Source organism: Streptosporangium sp. NPDC006930, assembly GCF_040635605.1.
Taxonomy (GTDB): Bacteria; Actinomycetota; Actinomycetes; order Streptosporangiales; family Streptosporangiaceae; genus Streptosporangium.
Genome location: NZ_JBEYID010000019.1, coordinates 149,963 through 164,803, shown reverse-complemented (window position 1 = coordinate 164,803; position 14,841 = coordinate 149,963). Strand labels below are relative to the sequence as shown.

The following is a 14,841-nucleotide window of genomic DNA, read 5'->3' as shown; positions in this document are numbered from 1 at the left end:
GGGGTCGTCTGCGGGGGGGGGGGGCGGGCGGCGCCGGGGGGCTCCGCTCGGCCGGGGGGGCCGGGCGGGCCGCCCCCCCGGGCCCCGCCCCCCCCCGCGCCTCGGGCCCGGTCGGCACGGAACGCACCTGAGGCTTCCGGCGAGACCGCCATGAGATCTTCACCGGTGTCAAGATCAGGAGGAAACATGGGAATCGCGCAGCTGAGGTCGATCGTCCTCGACTGTCCAGATCCCAGGCGACTGGCCGACTTCTACAGTGCCCTTCTGGGCTGGAAGATCGCCGGAGTCGAGGACGACTGGGTGGTGGTCACCGGGGATGGGCCAGGGCGGCTCTGCTTCCAACGGGTTCCCGACCATCGGCCACCGGAGTGGCCCACCGCCGAACGGCCCCAGCAGTTTCACATCGATGTGACGGTCGAGGACTTCGATGAGGCGGAAAAGGAGGTGCTGGCGCTCGGCGCGTCCAAACACCCCTACCAGCCGGGCGAGGATGAGGGTTTCCGGGTCTTTCTCGACCCTGCCGGGCACCCGTTCTGCCTGTGCGTCGACTGACCGTCCTGAGCGATCTCAGGGCCTCCGCACCGATGGCGTCTCCCGCGGAAGGCCCCCGCGCCACTGCTGCCGCGTGACGCGGGGGCCTTCCGCGGGAAACCTCGCCGACCGCCTCATGGGATCACGCGGAATCCCCGGGGCCCTTCTCGCGGGCGGGGGTCACTCCTGCGGGGGAGCCGCCTCGGAGCCCTCCTCGCCGCCTTCGGAGCCGAGGGCGCCGCCCACGGCCGACACGGTGTGGGTGAGCCGTACGCCGGAGCCGTCACGGCGGCCCAGCTCCTCGGGGAGAGGCACGGGCTTGCCGACGGCCGAGACCGCGCGGGCCGGGCCGGGACCGGCCCAGGCGAGCAGCAGGATGTCTTCGCCCTTGAGGAAGCGCTGGACGCGGACCCCGCCGGTGCCCCTGCCCTTCGGCGGGTATTCGGCGAAGTCGGAGATCTTGGCGCCGCCGATCTGGGTGCCCGGCAGCGCCGTGGAGGAACCGGCGATCGTCACGACCTGTGACTCGCGGGCGGGATCGACCGCGCCGAACCAGATCACCACGGCGTCGCCGTCCAGCCGTACACCGGCCATGCCGCCCGCGGGGCGGCCCTGCGGGCGGACGATGGAGGCGGAGTAGCGCAGCAGCTGGGCCTCGGAGGTGATGAAGACGAGATCGTGGTTCTCGTTCTCCAGCTCCACAGCGCCCACCACGGTGTCACCCTCCTTGAGGGTGATCACCTCGAAGTCGTCGCGGTTGGCCGGGTAGTCGGGGACGACCCGCTTGACCACCCCCTGCGCCGTGCCCAGCGCGAGGCCGGGCCCCTCGGGATCGAGCGAGCCGATGCCGACGACCGTCTCGCCCGGGTTGAAGGTGACGTACTCCGCGACCGGGTGGCCTCCCGACAGCGACGGCGGGTTGTTCGAACGGGGCAGCGTGGGCAGGTCGACGACCTGGACCCGGATCATCCGCCCCTGGTTGGTGACCACGCCCACCTCACCCCTGACCGTGCTCCGCACGACGGAGACCAGCACGTCGTGGGCCGAGCGTTCGCCGTCGCCGGCCAGCGGCGAGGCGTCGAACGTGCGGGCCAGCAGGCCGGTGGAGGAGAACAGCACCAGGCAGGGGTCGTCGGCCACCTCCAGGGGGACCGAGACGTTTCTCGCGACCCCTGAGGACTCCAGCAGCACCGTGCGGCGCGGGGTGCCGAAGGTCTTGGAGACCTGGGCGAGCTCGTCGGAGACGACCTTGCGGAGCCTGTCGTCGGAGGACAGGATCGCGGTCAGCTCGGCGATCTCGTCGCGCAGGGTCTGGCTCTCGCGGTCGAGCTCCAGCTTGTCGTAGCGGGTCAGGCGGCGCAGCGGGGTGTCGAGGATGTAGTTGGCCTGGATCTCCGACAGCTCGAAGATCTCCATCAGGCGCTCGCGGGCCTGGGCGGAGTTGTCGGAGGAGCGGATGACCTGGATGACCTCGTCGATGTTGAGCAGGGCGACGATGAGGCCCTCGACGAGGTGCAGGCGCTCCTCGCGCTTGCGCCGGCGGTAGAGCGAGCGTCGGCGGACCACGTCGATGCGGTGGTCGACGTAGACCTGGAGCAGCTCGCGCAGGCCCAGCGTGCGCGGCTCGCCGTCGACGAGGGCGACGTTGTTGATGCCGAAGGTCTCCTCCATCGGCGTGAGCCGGTAGAGCTCCTCCAGCACGGCCTCGGGGATGAAGCCGTTCTTGATCTCGATGACCAGGCTGAGGCCCTTGTGCCGGTCGCTGAGGTCCTTGAGGTCGGAGATGCCCTGGAGCTTCTTGGCGGTGACCAGCTCCCTGATCTTGGTGACCACCCGCTCGGGGCCGACGTTGAAGGGCAGCTCGGTGACGACGATGCCCTTGCGGCGAGGGCTGACCTGCTCGATGGCGCACTTGGCGCGCATCCGGAAGGTGCCCCTGCCCTTGGCGTACGCGTCGCGGATGCCGTCGAGACCGATGATCGTGCCGCCGGTGGGCAGGTCGGGGCCGGGGACGAACCGCATCAGGTCGTCGAGCGTCGCGTCCGGCTTCTTGATCAGGTGGCGGGCGGCGGCGACGACCTCCACGAGGTTGTGCGGCGCCATGTTGGTGGCCATGCCGACCGCGATGCCGGTGGCACCGTTGACCAGCAGGTTGGGGAAGGCCGACGGCATGACCGTGGGCTCGGTCTCCTGGCCGTCGTAGTTGGGCTTGAAATCGACCGTGTCCTCGTCGATCGACTGGACCACGGCCATCGCCGCCGAGGCGAGCCGGGCCTCGGTGTAGCGCATCGCGGCGGGCAGGTCGTCGGGGGAGCCGAAGTTGCCGTGCCCGTCGATGAGCGGCAGACGCATCGAGAACGGCTGGGCCATGCGGACCAGCGCGTCGTAGATGGCGGTGTCGCCGTGCGGGTGCAGCTTGCCCATCACGTCGCCGACGACGCGCGAGGACTTGACGTGGCCCCTGTCGGGCCGCAGGCCCATCTCGCTCATCGAGTAGAGGATCCGGCGCTGGACCGGCTTGAGGCCGTCTCTGGCGTCCGGCAGCGCACGCTGGTAGATGACCGAGTATGCGTATTCGAGGAAGCTGGTGCGCATCTCGGTGGAAACGTCGATGTCGACGATCCGCTCCTCGAAGCCCTCGTCTGTCGGGGGTGTGGTCGTCCGTCGAGCCATCTGATTTCCTGCGCGCGTGCCCCGGCCGTCAGGCGGGGGGAGGCGCATCCTCCTTCTGTCTTCGTGGTCCAACCGTTGGCGCCGGCTCCCCGGGGAGCCTTGACCGGGATGTCCGGCGGGAGGCCGGTGACGGGGGCGACCGGGTATCGTACCGGGACTGGATACGATACCCAGCCCGTCCGACACTTCCGGGCCTTACGGCCTGCCCGCGGGTGTCAGAGCCGTTCCTGCCGGTCCGCCCGTGGGTGCTGGGGCCGTCCTGGCGGGGTGCCGAGGGCGGGAAGAACGCGGGTCCGAGGACCCGCTCCCGGCCAGGGGCCGGGGGTCTCGCCCTCGTGTTCGTCGCCGGGCACGTTCACCCTGGTGTCGTAGACCCTGAAACCGCGTGCCCGATAGTTCGCGAGAGCCACCGGGCTGTCAAGTGAGCAGGTGTGCAGCCACACCCGCCGGGTCGGCTCCCGCTCCGGCTGCCGGTCGGCCAGGTCCCAGGCCCTGGCCGTGCCGACCTCCAGCAGGTGACCGCCGATGCCCTGGCCGATCGCCCACGCCAGGAGGCCGAAGGAGGTGATCTCGACCGTCGCGTCGTCCTGGGGGGCGAGTTCGACGAAGCCCGCGGGGGTGCCGCGATGGTAGGCCACCCAGGTCTCCACGCCCCCGGCGAGCCAGTCGGCCCACTCGTCCCAGGTCCACGGAAGCTTGTTGGTCCAGTGCCAGTCTCCGCCGACGGCCGTGGTGAGGAACCGGCTGAACTCCGGCGAGGGCAGCTCGGCGCGGACGATGTCGACCTCGACCGACGGAGGTTTGGCGGGCAGCAGGTCCGAGCGGGAGGTCTGTTCGAGATACCAGGTGGTGACGTCCATAGTGGATGCATCAAATCACGGCGCGGAGCCCGTCAGGTCCCCAGCTCCCGACACCGCGCGGAGGCACGCGTGTGCCGTACCGGGGGAAAACAGTCGGCGAGACCTGGTACCAATGACCGGGTGAGCGAAGAGCTGATGCTGCGCGAAGAGGCCGAGGAGCGGCTGCGGGCGCTCGCCGGGGAGCACGCCCGGCTGCGCGAGGACCAGTGGGCGGCGATCAAGGCACTGGTGATGGACCGGCGCCGGGTGCTCGTGGTGCAGCGCACCGGCTGGGGCAAGTCGGCGGTTTACTTCATCGCCACCGCGCTCCTGCGCGAGCTGGGCGAGGGGCCGACCGTCATCGTGTCACCGCTGCTGGCCCTGATGCGCAACCAGATCGCCGCCGCCGAACGCGCCGGGATCACCGCGGTCACGGTCAACTCCGCCAACCCCGAGGAGTGGGAGCAGGTCTACAACCAGGTCGCCGAGGGCGCGGTCGACGTGCTGCTCGTCAGCCCCGAGCGGCTCAACAACCCCGACTTCCGCGACCACGTGCTGCCCGAGCTGGCCGAGAGCGCGGGCCTGATCGTGGTCGACGAGGCCCACTGCATCTCCGACTGGGGTCACGACTTCCGCCCCGACTACCGGCGGTTGCGCACGCTGTTCGAGGAGCTCACCGAGGGCGTGCCGATCCTCGCGACCACCGCCACGGCCAACGCCAGGGTCACCCGCGACGTCGCGGAGCAGATGGGCGAGGAGACGCTCGTGCTGCGCGGCGCGCTGGAGCGCGACAGCCTCCACCTCGGGGTCGTGCGCCTGCGCGGCGCCGAGCAGCGTCTGGCCTGGCTCGCCCAGACGCTGCACGAGCTCCCGGGTTCCGGCATCGTCTACACGCTCACCGTGGCCGCCGCCCAGGAGATCGCCGCCTACCTGCGTGAGCAGGGCCATGAGGTGATCGCCTATTCGGGGCAGACCGAGCAGGCCGAGCGGCTCGCCGCCGAGCAGGCGCTGCTGGACAACAAGATCAAGGCGCTGGTCGCGACCTCCGCGCTCGGTATGGGCTACGACAAGCCCGACCTCGGCTTCGTCGTGCACGTCGGCGCACCCCAGTCCCCGGTGGCCTACTACCAGCAGGTCGGCCGTGCGGGCCGAGGGGTCGAGCGTGCCGAGGTGATCCTGCTGCCCGGCGCGGAGGACCGCGACATCTGGGCCTACTTCGCCTCGCTGGCCTTCCCTCCCGAGCCCGTGGTGCGCGCCGTGCTGGCTGCGCTTGAGGAGGGCGGCGTGATGTCCACGGCCGCCCTGGAGAACCGGGTGGACCTCAGCAGGAGCCGCCTGGAGACGATGCTGAAGGTCCTCGACGTCGACGGCGCGGTGCGCCGGGTCAAGGGCGGCTGGGAGTCCACCGGCGAGCCCTGGGCGTACGACGCCCCCCGCTACGCCAGGGTCGCCGCCGAGCGGGAGGCCGAGCAGCGGGCCATGCTCGACTACCTCGACACCACCGGCTGCCGTGAGGAGTTCCTGCGCCGCCGTCTTGACGACGACACCGCCTCACCCTGCGGGCGCTGCGACAACTGCACCGGCGGCCACCGCTCGCCCGAGGTGGACGAGCGGGCCGTACGGTCGGCCGCCGACCGGCTCCAGCGGCCCGGAGTGGACATCGAGGCCCGCAGGCAGTGGCCGACCGGGCTGGCCGACCTCAAGGGCAGGATCAAGCCGGAGCTGGGTGCCGAGCCGGGGAGGGTGCTGGGCAGGCTCACCGACATCGGCTGGGGCAACCGCCTGCGGGGCCTCCTCGCCGACGGCGCCTCCGACGGGCCGGTCCCCGACGACGTCTTCGCCGCCGTGATCAAGGTGCTCTCGTCCTGGGAGTGGGGCCGGCGACCGGTCGGCGTCGTCGCGGTGCCCTCGGGAAGCCGTCCCCAACTCGTCCGTAGCCTGGCCGAGCGGCTCGCCCAGGTGGGGCGCCTGTCCTACCTGGGCGACCTCGGTTATCGGTCGGGCTCGCCCGGACGGCAGTTCAACAGCGCGCAGCGCGTCCAGGCGATCCGGGGCACCCTCGCCATGCCCGCCGCCCTGGGGGCGGCCGTCGCCGGGGCCGGAGGCCCGATCCTGCTCGTCGACGACCTGGTCGACACCGGATGGACGATGACGCTGGGAGCCGCGCTGCTCCGTCACGCCGGAGCCCCCGCCGTGCTGCCTCTCGCCCTCGCGGTCACCAGCTAGACGAGTAAGTCTGGTCCGGTGGACGGCCGTGTCACGTTGTCAGTCGTGGTGGGCGCGTTCCTCGGCGAGGCGGTGTGGCACCCGCGCCAGCCGCAGGAAGGTCACCAGACCGACACCGCCGACGAGGTTGCCCATGACGGCCCAGCCCAACGCCGCCAACCAGTCGAGGTAACCGAACGGAGCCTGGCCGGTGATCAGGGCGGTGAACATCAGGATCGAGTCCAGCACGCTGTGGAACAGCTGACCACCGGCCAGCAGAGCGCCGAACAACACGGCGGGCACCAACCGGACCCCGAGATCGTCGGTGGCGTGCTGCATCCGGGTCATCAACGTGATCACCATGCCGGCCAGCACCGCGAGAGAGAACGAATGCAGGTTCGTCCCCAGATCCGCGAAGTGGTTGCCGGCCTCCACAGCCGTCCGATGCAGCCGGGGAAAAGCCTGCATGATCAACCAGGCGACTCCCCACCCGCCGGCCAGGTTGGCCACCAGCGACACCGCCCACAACCTGGCCAGTTCACCCACGGATCCACGGCGGGCCGCGACCGCGGCCACCGGTACCAGGAAGTTTTCGGTGAACAGCTCGCTACGGGCCAGCAACAGCGCGACGAAACCGATGCTGAACGCCAGCCCGGCCAGAATCGCCGACCCGGTCGCCTCCTTGACCAGCAGGTACGCCAGCACCCCGGTGCCGACGTCGATCCCACCCAGCAGGCCGGTCACCACCAACGTCGGCCACGGCCGCGCCAACCGCGCAGAACCCTCGCTGACCAGACGGTCGAAGGCGTCCTCAAGCTCGGGCTCCGGCTCCACCGGGGGCTGCGCGAGCCCGTCATCATGACGATGACCGGACTCCGAAGACTCACTCACCGAGACGGCATGCCCCTTGCGGCAGTCGCTACTCCGACCTCGGGAAACAATGGAACAGCCAATAACGGCAGGCGGTTTTGAGCCTGGTCAAGGGGTTTTTCGAATCCGACGTTCTGATCCGTGATGAGCGCGTTCCGCGTCGTCGCGATTCGGCGGCGATGTCCGATCGGTGCGGCGGGTAATCGCCTCAGGGGGAGCCGGGGGCACGTGCGGAACGCGGGACCAGGTCTGCCGCACGTTCAAGATCGGTGAACCCGCGAGGGACGGGTCAGAGGCGGGGGCGGGCGCCGAGGTGCGAGATGGCCCGGGAGGCGAGGTGGCAGCCGGAGGCGAGGGCCTCGGCCGGGGGCTTGCCGCCCAGCCACGCCGGGAGGAAGCCCGCGGTGAAGGCGTCACCGGCGCCGGTGCCGTCGACCACGCGTTCGATGGTCTCGGCGGGGACTTTGATCGGTTCGGGGCGGTTGTTGGCGTACCAGAGCGCGCCCTCGTCGCGAAGTTTGACGACGACCTGCGGGAACCAGGCGGTGAGGACCTTGGCGGCCGCGGAGGGGTCGTCGCGGCCGGTCAGGACCTTCGCCTGGTCGGCGTTGGCGAACAGCAGCTTGGCGCTCTGCGTCCACTCCAGGAAGGGCTCGGCGCCGGTGCGCTCCAGGGGAGCGGAGGATGAGCAGTCGACCGAGACGGACATCCCCGCACGGCGGGCCATCTCCAGGGCGGCCCTGCCGGCGTCGCGGGAGCCCTCGTTGATCAGGGTGTAGCCGGACAGGTGCAGGTGCCCGCCCTGGGAGAAGAGGTCGCGGGGCAGGTCCTCGGGCGACAGCGCCGCGTTCGCGCCGGGGTCGGACAGCATGGTGCGCTCGCCCTTGTGGGTGACGAGCACCACGCAGGTGCCGGTCGGGCGCTCGGGATCCATGACGAGACGGGCGTCGACGCCGTACCCCATCAGCTCCATGTCGCGGTTACGGCCCGTGATGTCGGCGCCACGTCGCCCGATGAAGGCGACCTCGGTGCCCTCGACGGCGAGCCAGGAGGCGATGTTGGCGCCCGAACCACCGCCGTGCATGGTGACGATCGCCGGTGTGTCACTGGCCCGGGCCAACGGGTAGCGAGCACGCGCGACCGCGTCGGTCATGAGATCGCCCACCACGACCACCCGCGTCATGATGTCACCACCTTGCTGCCTTCGATGCCGACCTGCCTCTAGACATGCTTCAAGCCATACCTCTGGCCGTGCCTGTAACCGCGAAAAACTTAACAGCTTCCGGCCAGCGTATGGGGCCTTGACCGGACACCGCACCACAGTCGATGCACAAGCGTTGCGTGAATTCGCCCGAGTGGTCTGTTATGTGAGATTCACGTCTACTCTCGGGACTGTGGAGGCTGCTCAGTATCCCGCTCACTGGGAGGCGGACGTCGTTCTGTCGGACGGTGGAACCGCCCACGTACGCCCGATTCGGCCCGCCGACGCCGACCGGTTGCGTTCCTTCTACGGTCGGTTGTCCGACGAGTCGATCTACTTCCGCTTCTTCGGCCCCCGGCCGCGGTTGTCGGAGCGGGAGATCACCTGGTTCACCAACGTCGACTACGACAGCCGGGTGGCGTTGATCGCCACGATCGGCACCGAGATGGTGGCGGTCATCCGCTACGACCGGATCGAGCCCGGTGAGGCGGAGGTCGCCTTCCTCGTCGAGGACGCCCACCAGGGCCGAGGAGTCGCCTCCGTACTCCTGGAACACCTGGCCGCCACCGCGAGGGAGAAGGGGATCGCCCGCTTCGTCGCCGACGTGCTGCCCGCCAACCAGAAGATGATGGCGGTGCTCAAGCAGGTCGGCTACACCGCGCAGAGCCGTTTCGCCGACGGCGTGGTGAGGATGACCCTCGACCTCACCCCGACCGAGACCGCCCAGGAGGTGACCGCCTCCCGCGAGCACCGTGCCGAGTCCCGTTCCATCGAGCGGTTGCTCTCACCCGGTTCGGTGGCGGTCGTGGGAGCGGGCCGAGAACCGGGCGGCGTCGGCCAGACCGTGCTGCGCAACCTGCTCGGCGCCGACTTCACCGGCCCGGTCTACCCAGTGCACCGAGAGGCGCGGGCCGTCGCGGGGGTGCGGGCCTATCCGAGCGTGACGGCCATCGACGGCGAGGTGGACCTCGCGGTGCTCGCGGTGCCCGCCGACGGGGTGATCGACGTGGTCAAGGAGTGCGCGGAGAAGGGCGTACGCGGGCTGATCGTGGTCTCCTCCGGATTCGGGGAGACCGGTCAGGAAGGCCGGGCAAGGCAGGACGAGCTGGCGCGCATCGCCCGCGCGTACGGCCTGCGGGTCGTCGGTCCCAACTGCCTCGGCATCGCCAACACCGACCCCGCGATACGGCTGAACGCCACGCTCGCCGCCACCCTCCCCGGCCTCGGACGGGTCGGGTTCTTCAGCCAGTCGGGAGCCCTGGGCACCGCGCTGCTGCAGCGGGTGGCCCAGCGCGGCATGGGCATCTCCTCGTTCGTCTCGGCGGGCAACCGCGCCGACGTGTCGGGCAACGACCTGCTGCAGTACTGGGAGGAGGACCCGCGGACCGACGTGATCCTGCTCTATCTGGAGTCGCTGGGAAATCCTCGCAAGTTCGCCCGCCTCGCGCGGCGCATCTCGCGCCGCAAGCCGATCGTGGTCGTCAAAAGCGGTGGCACCACCCAGAACGTGCCCACCGGCCACGCCGCACCCGTGCTCGGCCTGCCGGACACCGCGCTCAGTGCGCTGTTCGAGCAGGCGGGGGTGATCAGGGTCGACGACCTGATCCAGCAGTTCGACGTGGCGCAGCTGCTCGCCTACCAGCCGCTGCCCGCCGGGCCCAGGGTGGGACTGGTCAGCAACTCCGACGCGATGGCGCTCCTCGCGGCCGACGCCTGCGTGCGGATGGGCCTGGAGCCCCGCCCGCCGGTCAACCTCGGCGCGCGGGCCTGCGCGGAGGAGTTCGGTACGGCGCTCGCCTCGGTGATCCCGGACGTGGACGCCGTGGTCGCGATCTACATGCCGCCCATCCCCGGCGACGGGGCGGAGGTCGCCGCCGAGTTGCTGCGCGCCTCCCGCGACTGCGGCAAACCGGTGCTCGCCACCTTCGAAGGCAAGATCGGCATGCTCGACGAGCTGCGGGTCGGCACCGTACCCGGCAGGGGCTCCATCCCCTCGTACGCCGCACCGGAGGAGGCGGTCCGCGCGCTCGCCCACGTCGTGCGGCACGCGCGCTGGCTGGAGCAGCCGGCCGGACTGCCCGAGGAGGTCGAGGGCATCGACTTCGGCGCCGCGCGGGACCTCGTGCTCGCGACGCTCGCGGACACCCCGGCCGAGATCGACGCGTCGGAACTGCTCGCCCACTACGGGGTGGAGGTCTGGCCGTCGCAGACGGTGGGGTCGCCGCGGGAGGCGGTCAAGGTGGCGTCGAAGCTCGGCTGGCCGGTCGTGCTGAAGGCCGCGGATCCCGAGGCGGCCAAGCGTGCCGGGACCGTACGTCTCGGGCTGTCCGGTCCCGACGGGGTGCGTGACGCCTACGCCGACCTGAAGCGCCAGCTCGAACCCGGTGCCGTGCTCGCGGTGCAGCGCATGGCCCCGCAGCCCGCGGTGCCGACCGTGGCCGGTGTGATGGACGACCCCGCCTTCGGCGCGGTGGTCTCCTTCGGGCTCGGCGAGATCACCGCGCGGCTGCTGCGCGACGAGGCGTACCGTCTGGCCCCGCTGACCAGGGAGGACGCCGCGGCGCTGGTGAGGTCGCCGCGCGCCGCACCCCTTCTGCTCGGCGAGTACGGCTACCCGCCGGTCGCCGTCGAGGCACTGGAGGACCTGCTGGTCCGGCTCGGGCGGCTGGCGGACGACCTTCCCGAGGTGGCGCGGCTCACCCTCGACCCGGTGCTGGTGGGGGAGTCGGGGGTGATCGTGCTGGGTGCCCGCGCCGTGCTCCGCAGTCACGAGGGCCCGCGCCCGGACGGCGGTCCCCGGCGCCTCGGCTAGCGCACATGCCGCTTCGTCACCGCTCAGCGGCCACATCCGATCCGCCGCGAGGGCCAGGGCACTGTGGGGCACGTACGGAACGCGGGGCTAACCCGTCCGCCGGGTCGCGGGGATGATCTGGACCGTGCTGGCGACGGTGGCGGGCGCGGGACCGGTCTCCATGGCGTCGCCCGTGCCGGGATCGACCATGTCCATGCCGTCCTGGACGGCATGGGCGGCATGGGCGGCTCTGCCGGACGCGGTGAGCGTTCCCGAGGCGTTCCGCGACACGGCCACGCCGACCGTGATCCGGGGGAGCTGGAATCCGGGCGCCACCAGGTCGCGCGTGTCGCAGTCGACGATTCCCGCCGTGATCCGGCATCTCCAGCCCGTGCCCGAGGCGCGCACCGGGGTCAGGCCCGTGGGGAAGTAGTAGGTGACCCTGGTCGGCCGGGTGATCCCGGCGGAGTCGGGTCTCGCGGTGACATCGATGGAGAAGGTGCCGCTGTCACCCGCCTCGAACGGGCCGTCGTGGACCGTGGTGAGGATCAGGTCGCCGGGGAAGCCCGCCCCGGAGAGGGACGGGCCGACGGCGGTCGCCGCCGCGGTCGTCATGGCGGCCGTCACGACGGTCACCGGGACGGCCGCCGCGAGGCGCGAGAGGCCGGTACGCCACGCCGGCCGGGTCCGGCCCCGCGAGGTCGGCAGACACGGCCGGGTCCGGCTCGGCGGGTCGGGCGGCGCTGGGACAGGCCGTCCTGCTGAATCCCGACCTTCTCCGGCCATGTTCTCTCGCCCCCTATTCCGGTAGGGATTCACCGCTTCCCATTCCGGAGTGATGAAAAAATCCCAGATATGTGAACAAGACGGAAAATAAATAAAATCGCCCGTTGTTGCTGCTCAGGGCGCCGCACACCCCCGCCCGTTACCGCTCCCGGTAACCCGGAAAGGGTCGCGTCAAACCGGGTGGAGGGGAAATTCGCGGCCGGCAACGGAGGCCCGGCGGCACCGGGATCACCCCCCGATGACGCTTTCACGGCCGGAAAAAGGCGAGGGCGGACCGCATCACGATTTGCACCGCGGGCCGAAGCTCACGTACTCCCGGTGAAAGCGCCGCCCCGGACAGGGCAGGATGGACCCATGAGGGAAACCCGACTCTCGTCCGCCGGCCTGCGCGACGCCATCGACCGCAGTGGCTACTATCCCGACCTGGTCGCCGACGCGGTCGAGTCCGCGCTCGGCAAGGAGCAGGTGGGCGCCTACGTCGTGCACCACGAGGCCACCTTCGACCCGGCCATGGAGGTGCGCAGGCACGTCACCGTGCTGGTGCTCTCGCCCACCCGGCTGCTCGTCTGCCACACCGACGAGCACCCCGCGGTGGAGGGAGTCTCGGCCTCCCACGCCTCCACGACCACCGAGGCCGTGCGCCTCAGCCGAATCCAGTCGGTCGCGGTCACCCGGGTCGTCCCCGACCCCGCCTCCTACGTGCCGGGGGTGCCGCCCACGGAGGTCACGCTCACCATCGGCTGGGGAGCCATCTCCCACGTCGATCTGGAGCCGGCCACCTGCGGCGACGAGAACTGCGAGTCCGACCACGGATACACCGGCGCCATCACGGCCGACGATCTCTCCCTGCGGGTGAGCGAGGCGGCGGACGGGCCGGAGGCCGTCTCCCACGTGCTGGCCTTCGCCAAGGCACTGTCGGAGGCCACCGCCCGCACCGCCTCGTGAACCCCCTGGTCCCCGCGTACGGGACGGCCTCGCTCGCGGACCTGTCCGCCTCACTGCTCGCCGCGGTCGGGGTGGGCGGCGACAACCCGCTGGATCTCGCCCCCGCCGAGCGGGTCCTGCTGTTCCTCGTCGACGGGATGGGCGCCGAGCTGCTCCGCGCCCATCCCGGCGTCGCGCCGTTCCTGTCGTCCATGTCCGGTGGGGTGCTCACCGCGGGCTTCCCCGCCACCACCGTGACCAGTCTGAGCACCCTCGGCACCGGCCTGCCGCCGGGCGGGCACGGCATGCTCGGCTACCAGCTCGCCGTGCCCGGCGCCGGTTACCTGCTCAACTGCCTGCGCTGGACCGCCCCCGGTCCCCCCGTCGAGCCCGGCGCGTGGCAGCCGGCCCCCACCGTGTACGAGCGCGCGGCGGCGGCCGGCGTCCGGGTCAGCTACGTCGGCCCGGCCAGGTTCGAGACCACCGGTTTCAACAGGGCCGTCTATCGGGGCGTGCGCTTCGTCGGGGCCGACGAGGTCGACGACCGGATCGCCGGGGTCCGCCACGCGCTGGCCGAGCCCCGGGCCCACGTCTCGGTCTACTACGGTGATCTTGACTCCATCGGCCACGTCGCCGGCTGGGGCTCCCCGGCCTGGCTCGACCAGCTCGCCCGGGTCGACCGGATGGCCGAGCGGCTGGCGGAAACGCTCCCGCCCGGCTCGGCGATGTACGTCACCGCCGACCACGGCATGATCAACGTCGCCGATCGCGTCGACGTCGACACCTTTCCCGCGCTGCGCGAGGGCGTCGCCATGCTCGGAGGGGAGAGCAGGGCTCGCCATCTCTACACCGCCCCCGGCGCCTCGGCGGCGGTCCTCGACACCTGGCGCGAGGTCCTCGCGGGAAAGGCGTGGGTGGCGTCCCGGCAGGAGGCGGTCGAGTCCGGCTGGTTCGGGCCCGACGTCCGCCGCGAATGGCTGCCCAGGATAGGTGACGTCCTCGCCGTTCCCTACACCGACTGCGCCATCGTCGCCTCGGTCGCGGAGCCGCACGAGGCGAGCTTCCTCGGCTGTCACGGCTCGCTGACCCCCGCCGAGCAGTATGTTCCCCTTCTGGAGACGAGCACCCGCTGACATGCGCCCCGCGGCTGAATTCGGGGTCCGCACGCTGGAGGCATTTTCGATGAATCCGCTGATCACCACCGCCGAACTGGCCGACCTGGCCGAGGTGAGCGTCCTCGACGTGCGCTGGAAGCTCGCCGTCTCGCCCACCGGGCCGGCCGGGATCGACTCCTACCGTGAGGGGCACATCCCCGGCGCCGTCTTCTGCGACCTGGAGACCGACCTGACGGCCCATGCCGGGCAGGGGGGCCGCGGAGGCCGCCATCCGCTGCCCTCCGCCGAGGCTTTCCAGGAGGCGATGCGCCGGCTCGGCGTGTCCGGCTCCCGGACCGTCGTCGTCTACGACGGGGCCGACTCCACCGCGGCCGCCGCCCGCGCCTGGTGGCTCCTGCGCTACTTCGGCCACTCCGACGTGCGGGTCCTCGACGGCGGTCTGCGCGCCTGGATCTCCGAGGGCCTGCCGGTCTCAACCGAGGAGAGCAGCCCCGAGCCAGGCGACTTCGAGGCGCGGCCGGGCGGGATGCCGCTGCTCGACGCCGCGGGGGCCGGCGAACTCGCCGCCGACGGGGTGCTGCTCGACGCCCGCGCCGCCGAGCGCTACCGGGGCGAGGTCGAGCCGATCGACCCGGTCGCCGGGCACATCCCGGGCGCGGTCAGCGCCCCCACCGGTGAGAACGTCGACGCCTCCGGACGCTTCCACCTGCCAGAATTTCTGCGCGAACGCTTCAACACCCTGGGCGCGGTCCCCGGGGTCGCGGTCGGCGCCTACTGCGGGTCCGGCGTGACGGCGGCGCACGAGGTGCTGGCCCTGGAGGTGGCCGGCGTCCCGGCCGCGCTCTACGTCGGGTCGTGGTCGGACTGGGTGAGCGACCCCTCCCGGCCGGTCGCCGCCGGCTGACC

11 protein-coding genes are annotated in these 14,841 nt (G+C 71.4%); 6 read left to right on the top strand and 5 right to left on the bottom strand.

The genetic code is table 11. From position 1 onward, the window contains the following. Nucleotides 1-186 precede the first annotated feature (186 nt). Nucleotides 187-552, top strand: coding sequence for a VOC family protein (locus tag ABZ664_RS29180; RefSeq protein ID WP_362516586.1), 366 nt, complete (start codon nucleotides 187-189; stop codon nucleotides 550-552). 159 nt (nucleotides 553-711) lie between these two features. Here ABZ664_RS29180 and ABZ664_RS29175 read toward each other — a convergent pair whose 3' ends face one another. Next, nucleotides 712-3,204 carry a DNA topoisomerase IV subunit A gene (locus tag ABZ664_RS29175; RefSeq protein ID WP_362516584.1) on the bottom strand — a complete coding sequence of 831 codons (2,493 nt, stop codon included), beginning with the start codon at nucleotides 3,202-3,204 and terminating at the stop codon, nucleotides 712-714. A gap of 215 nt (nucleotides 3,205-3,419) precedes the next feature. Continuing rightward, nucleotides 3,420-4,064 (bottom strand): GNAT family N-acetyltransferase, encoded by a 645-nt coding sequence (locus ABZ664_RS29170; RefSeq protein WP_362516582.1) that lies wholly within the window; start codon nucleotides 4,062-4,064, stop codon nucleotides 3,420-3,422. A gap of 135 nt (nucleotides 4,065-4,199) precedes the next feature. Here ABZ664_RS29170 and ABZ664_RS29165 point away from each other — a divergent pair, with 135 nt between their 5' ends. After that, a complete protein-coding gene (locus ABZ664_RS29165; protein ID WP_362516596.1) occupies nucleotides 4,200-6,269 on the top strand; it encodes a RecQ family ATP-dependent DNA helicase in 2,070 nt (689 codons plus the stop codon). Between the two features lie 39 nt (nucleotides 6,270-6,308). Here the strand turns inward: ABZ664_RS29165 and ABZ664_RS29160 are convergent, their stop codons facing one another. Then, nucleotides 6,309-7,139, bottom strand: coding sequence for a formate/nitrite transporter family protein (locus tag ABZ664_RS29160; protein ID WP_362516580.1), 831 nt, complete (start codon nucleotides 7,137-7,139; stop codon nucleotides 6,309-6,311). Between the two features lie 268 nt (nucleotides 7,140-7,407). Next, nucleotides 7,408-8,301, bottom strand: a complete 894-nt coding sequence (locus ABZ664_RS29155) for a sugar kinase (RefSeq protein ID WP_362516578.1) — start codon at nucleotides 8,299-8,301, stop codon at nucleotides 7,408-7,410. Nucleotides 8,302-8,512: 211 nt separating this feature from the next. Here ABZ664_RS29155 and ABZ664_RS29150 point away from each other — a divergent pair, with 211 nt between their 5' ends. Beyond that, nucleotides 8,513-11,131: a bifunctional GNAT family N-acetyltransferase/acetate--CoA ligase family protein gene (locus ABZ664_RS29150; protein WP_362516576.1), complete on the top strand. Its 2,619-nt coding sequence runs from the start codon at nucleotides 8,513-8,515 to the stop codon at nucleotides 11,129-11,131. An 87-nt stretch (nucleotides 11,132-11,218) separates the two neighbouring features. Here the strand turns inward: ABZ664_RS29150 and ABZ664_RS29145 are convergent, their stop codons facing one another. Continuing rightward, nucleotides 11,219-11,746 (bottom strand): hypothetical protein, encoded by a 528-nt coding sequence (locus ABZ664_RS29145; protein WP_362516574.1) that lies wholly within the window; start codon nucleotides 11,744-11,746, stop codon nucleotides 11,219-11,221. Between the two features lie 504 nt (nucleotides 11,747-12,250). Here ABZ664_RS29145 and ABZ664_RS29140 point away from each other — a divergent pair. From ABZ664_RS29140 to ABZ664_RS29130, 3 genes are read left to right on the top strand one after another with little or no spacing between them, the layout of a single operon-like run. Beyond that, nucleotides 12,251-12,841, top strand: coding sequence for a DUF5998 family protein (locus ABZ664_RS29140; protein WP_350945965.1), 591 nt, complete (start codon nucleotides 12,251-12,253; stop codon nucleotides 12,839-12,841). Then, a complete protein-coding gene (locus ABZ664_RS29135) occupies nucleotides 12,838-13,953 on the top strand; it encodes a nucleotide pyrophosphatase/phosphodiesterase family protein (protein WP_362516571.1) in 1,116 nt (371 codons plus the stop codon). Before ABZ664_RS29140 ends, ABZ664_RS29135 begins: the two co-directional genes overlap by 4 nt. Nucleotides 13,954-14,002: 49 nt before the next feature. Beyond that, nucleotides 14,003-14,839 carry a sulfurtransferase gene (locus ABZ664_RS29130; RefSeq protein WP_362516569.1) on the top strand — a complete coding sequence of 279 codons (837 nt, stop codon included), beginning with the start codon at nucleotides 14,003-14,005 and terminating at the stop codon, nucleotides 14,837-14,839. Nucleotides 14,840-14,841: the final 2 nt, after the last annotated feature.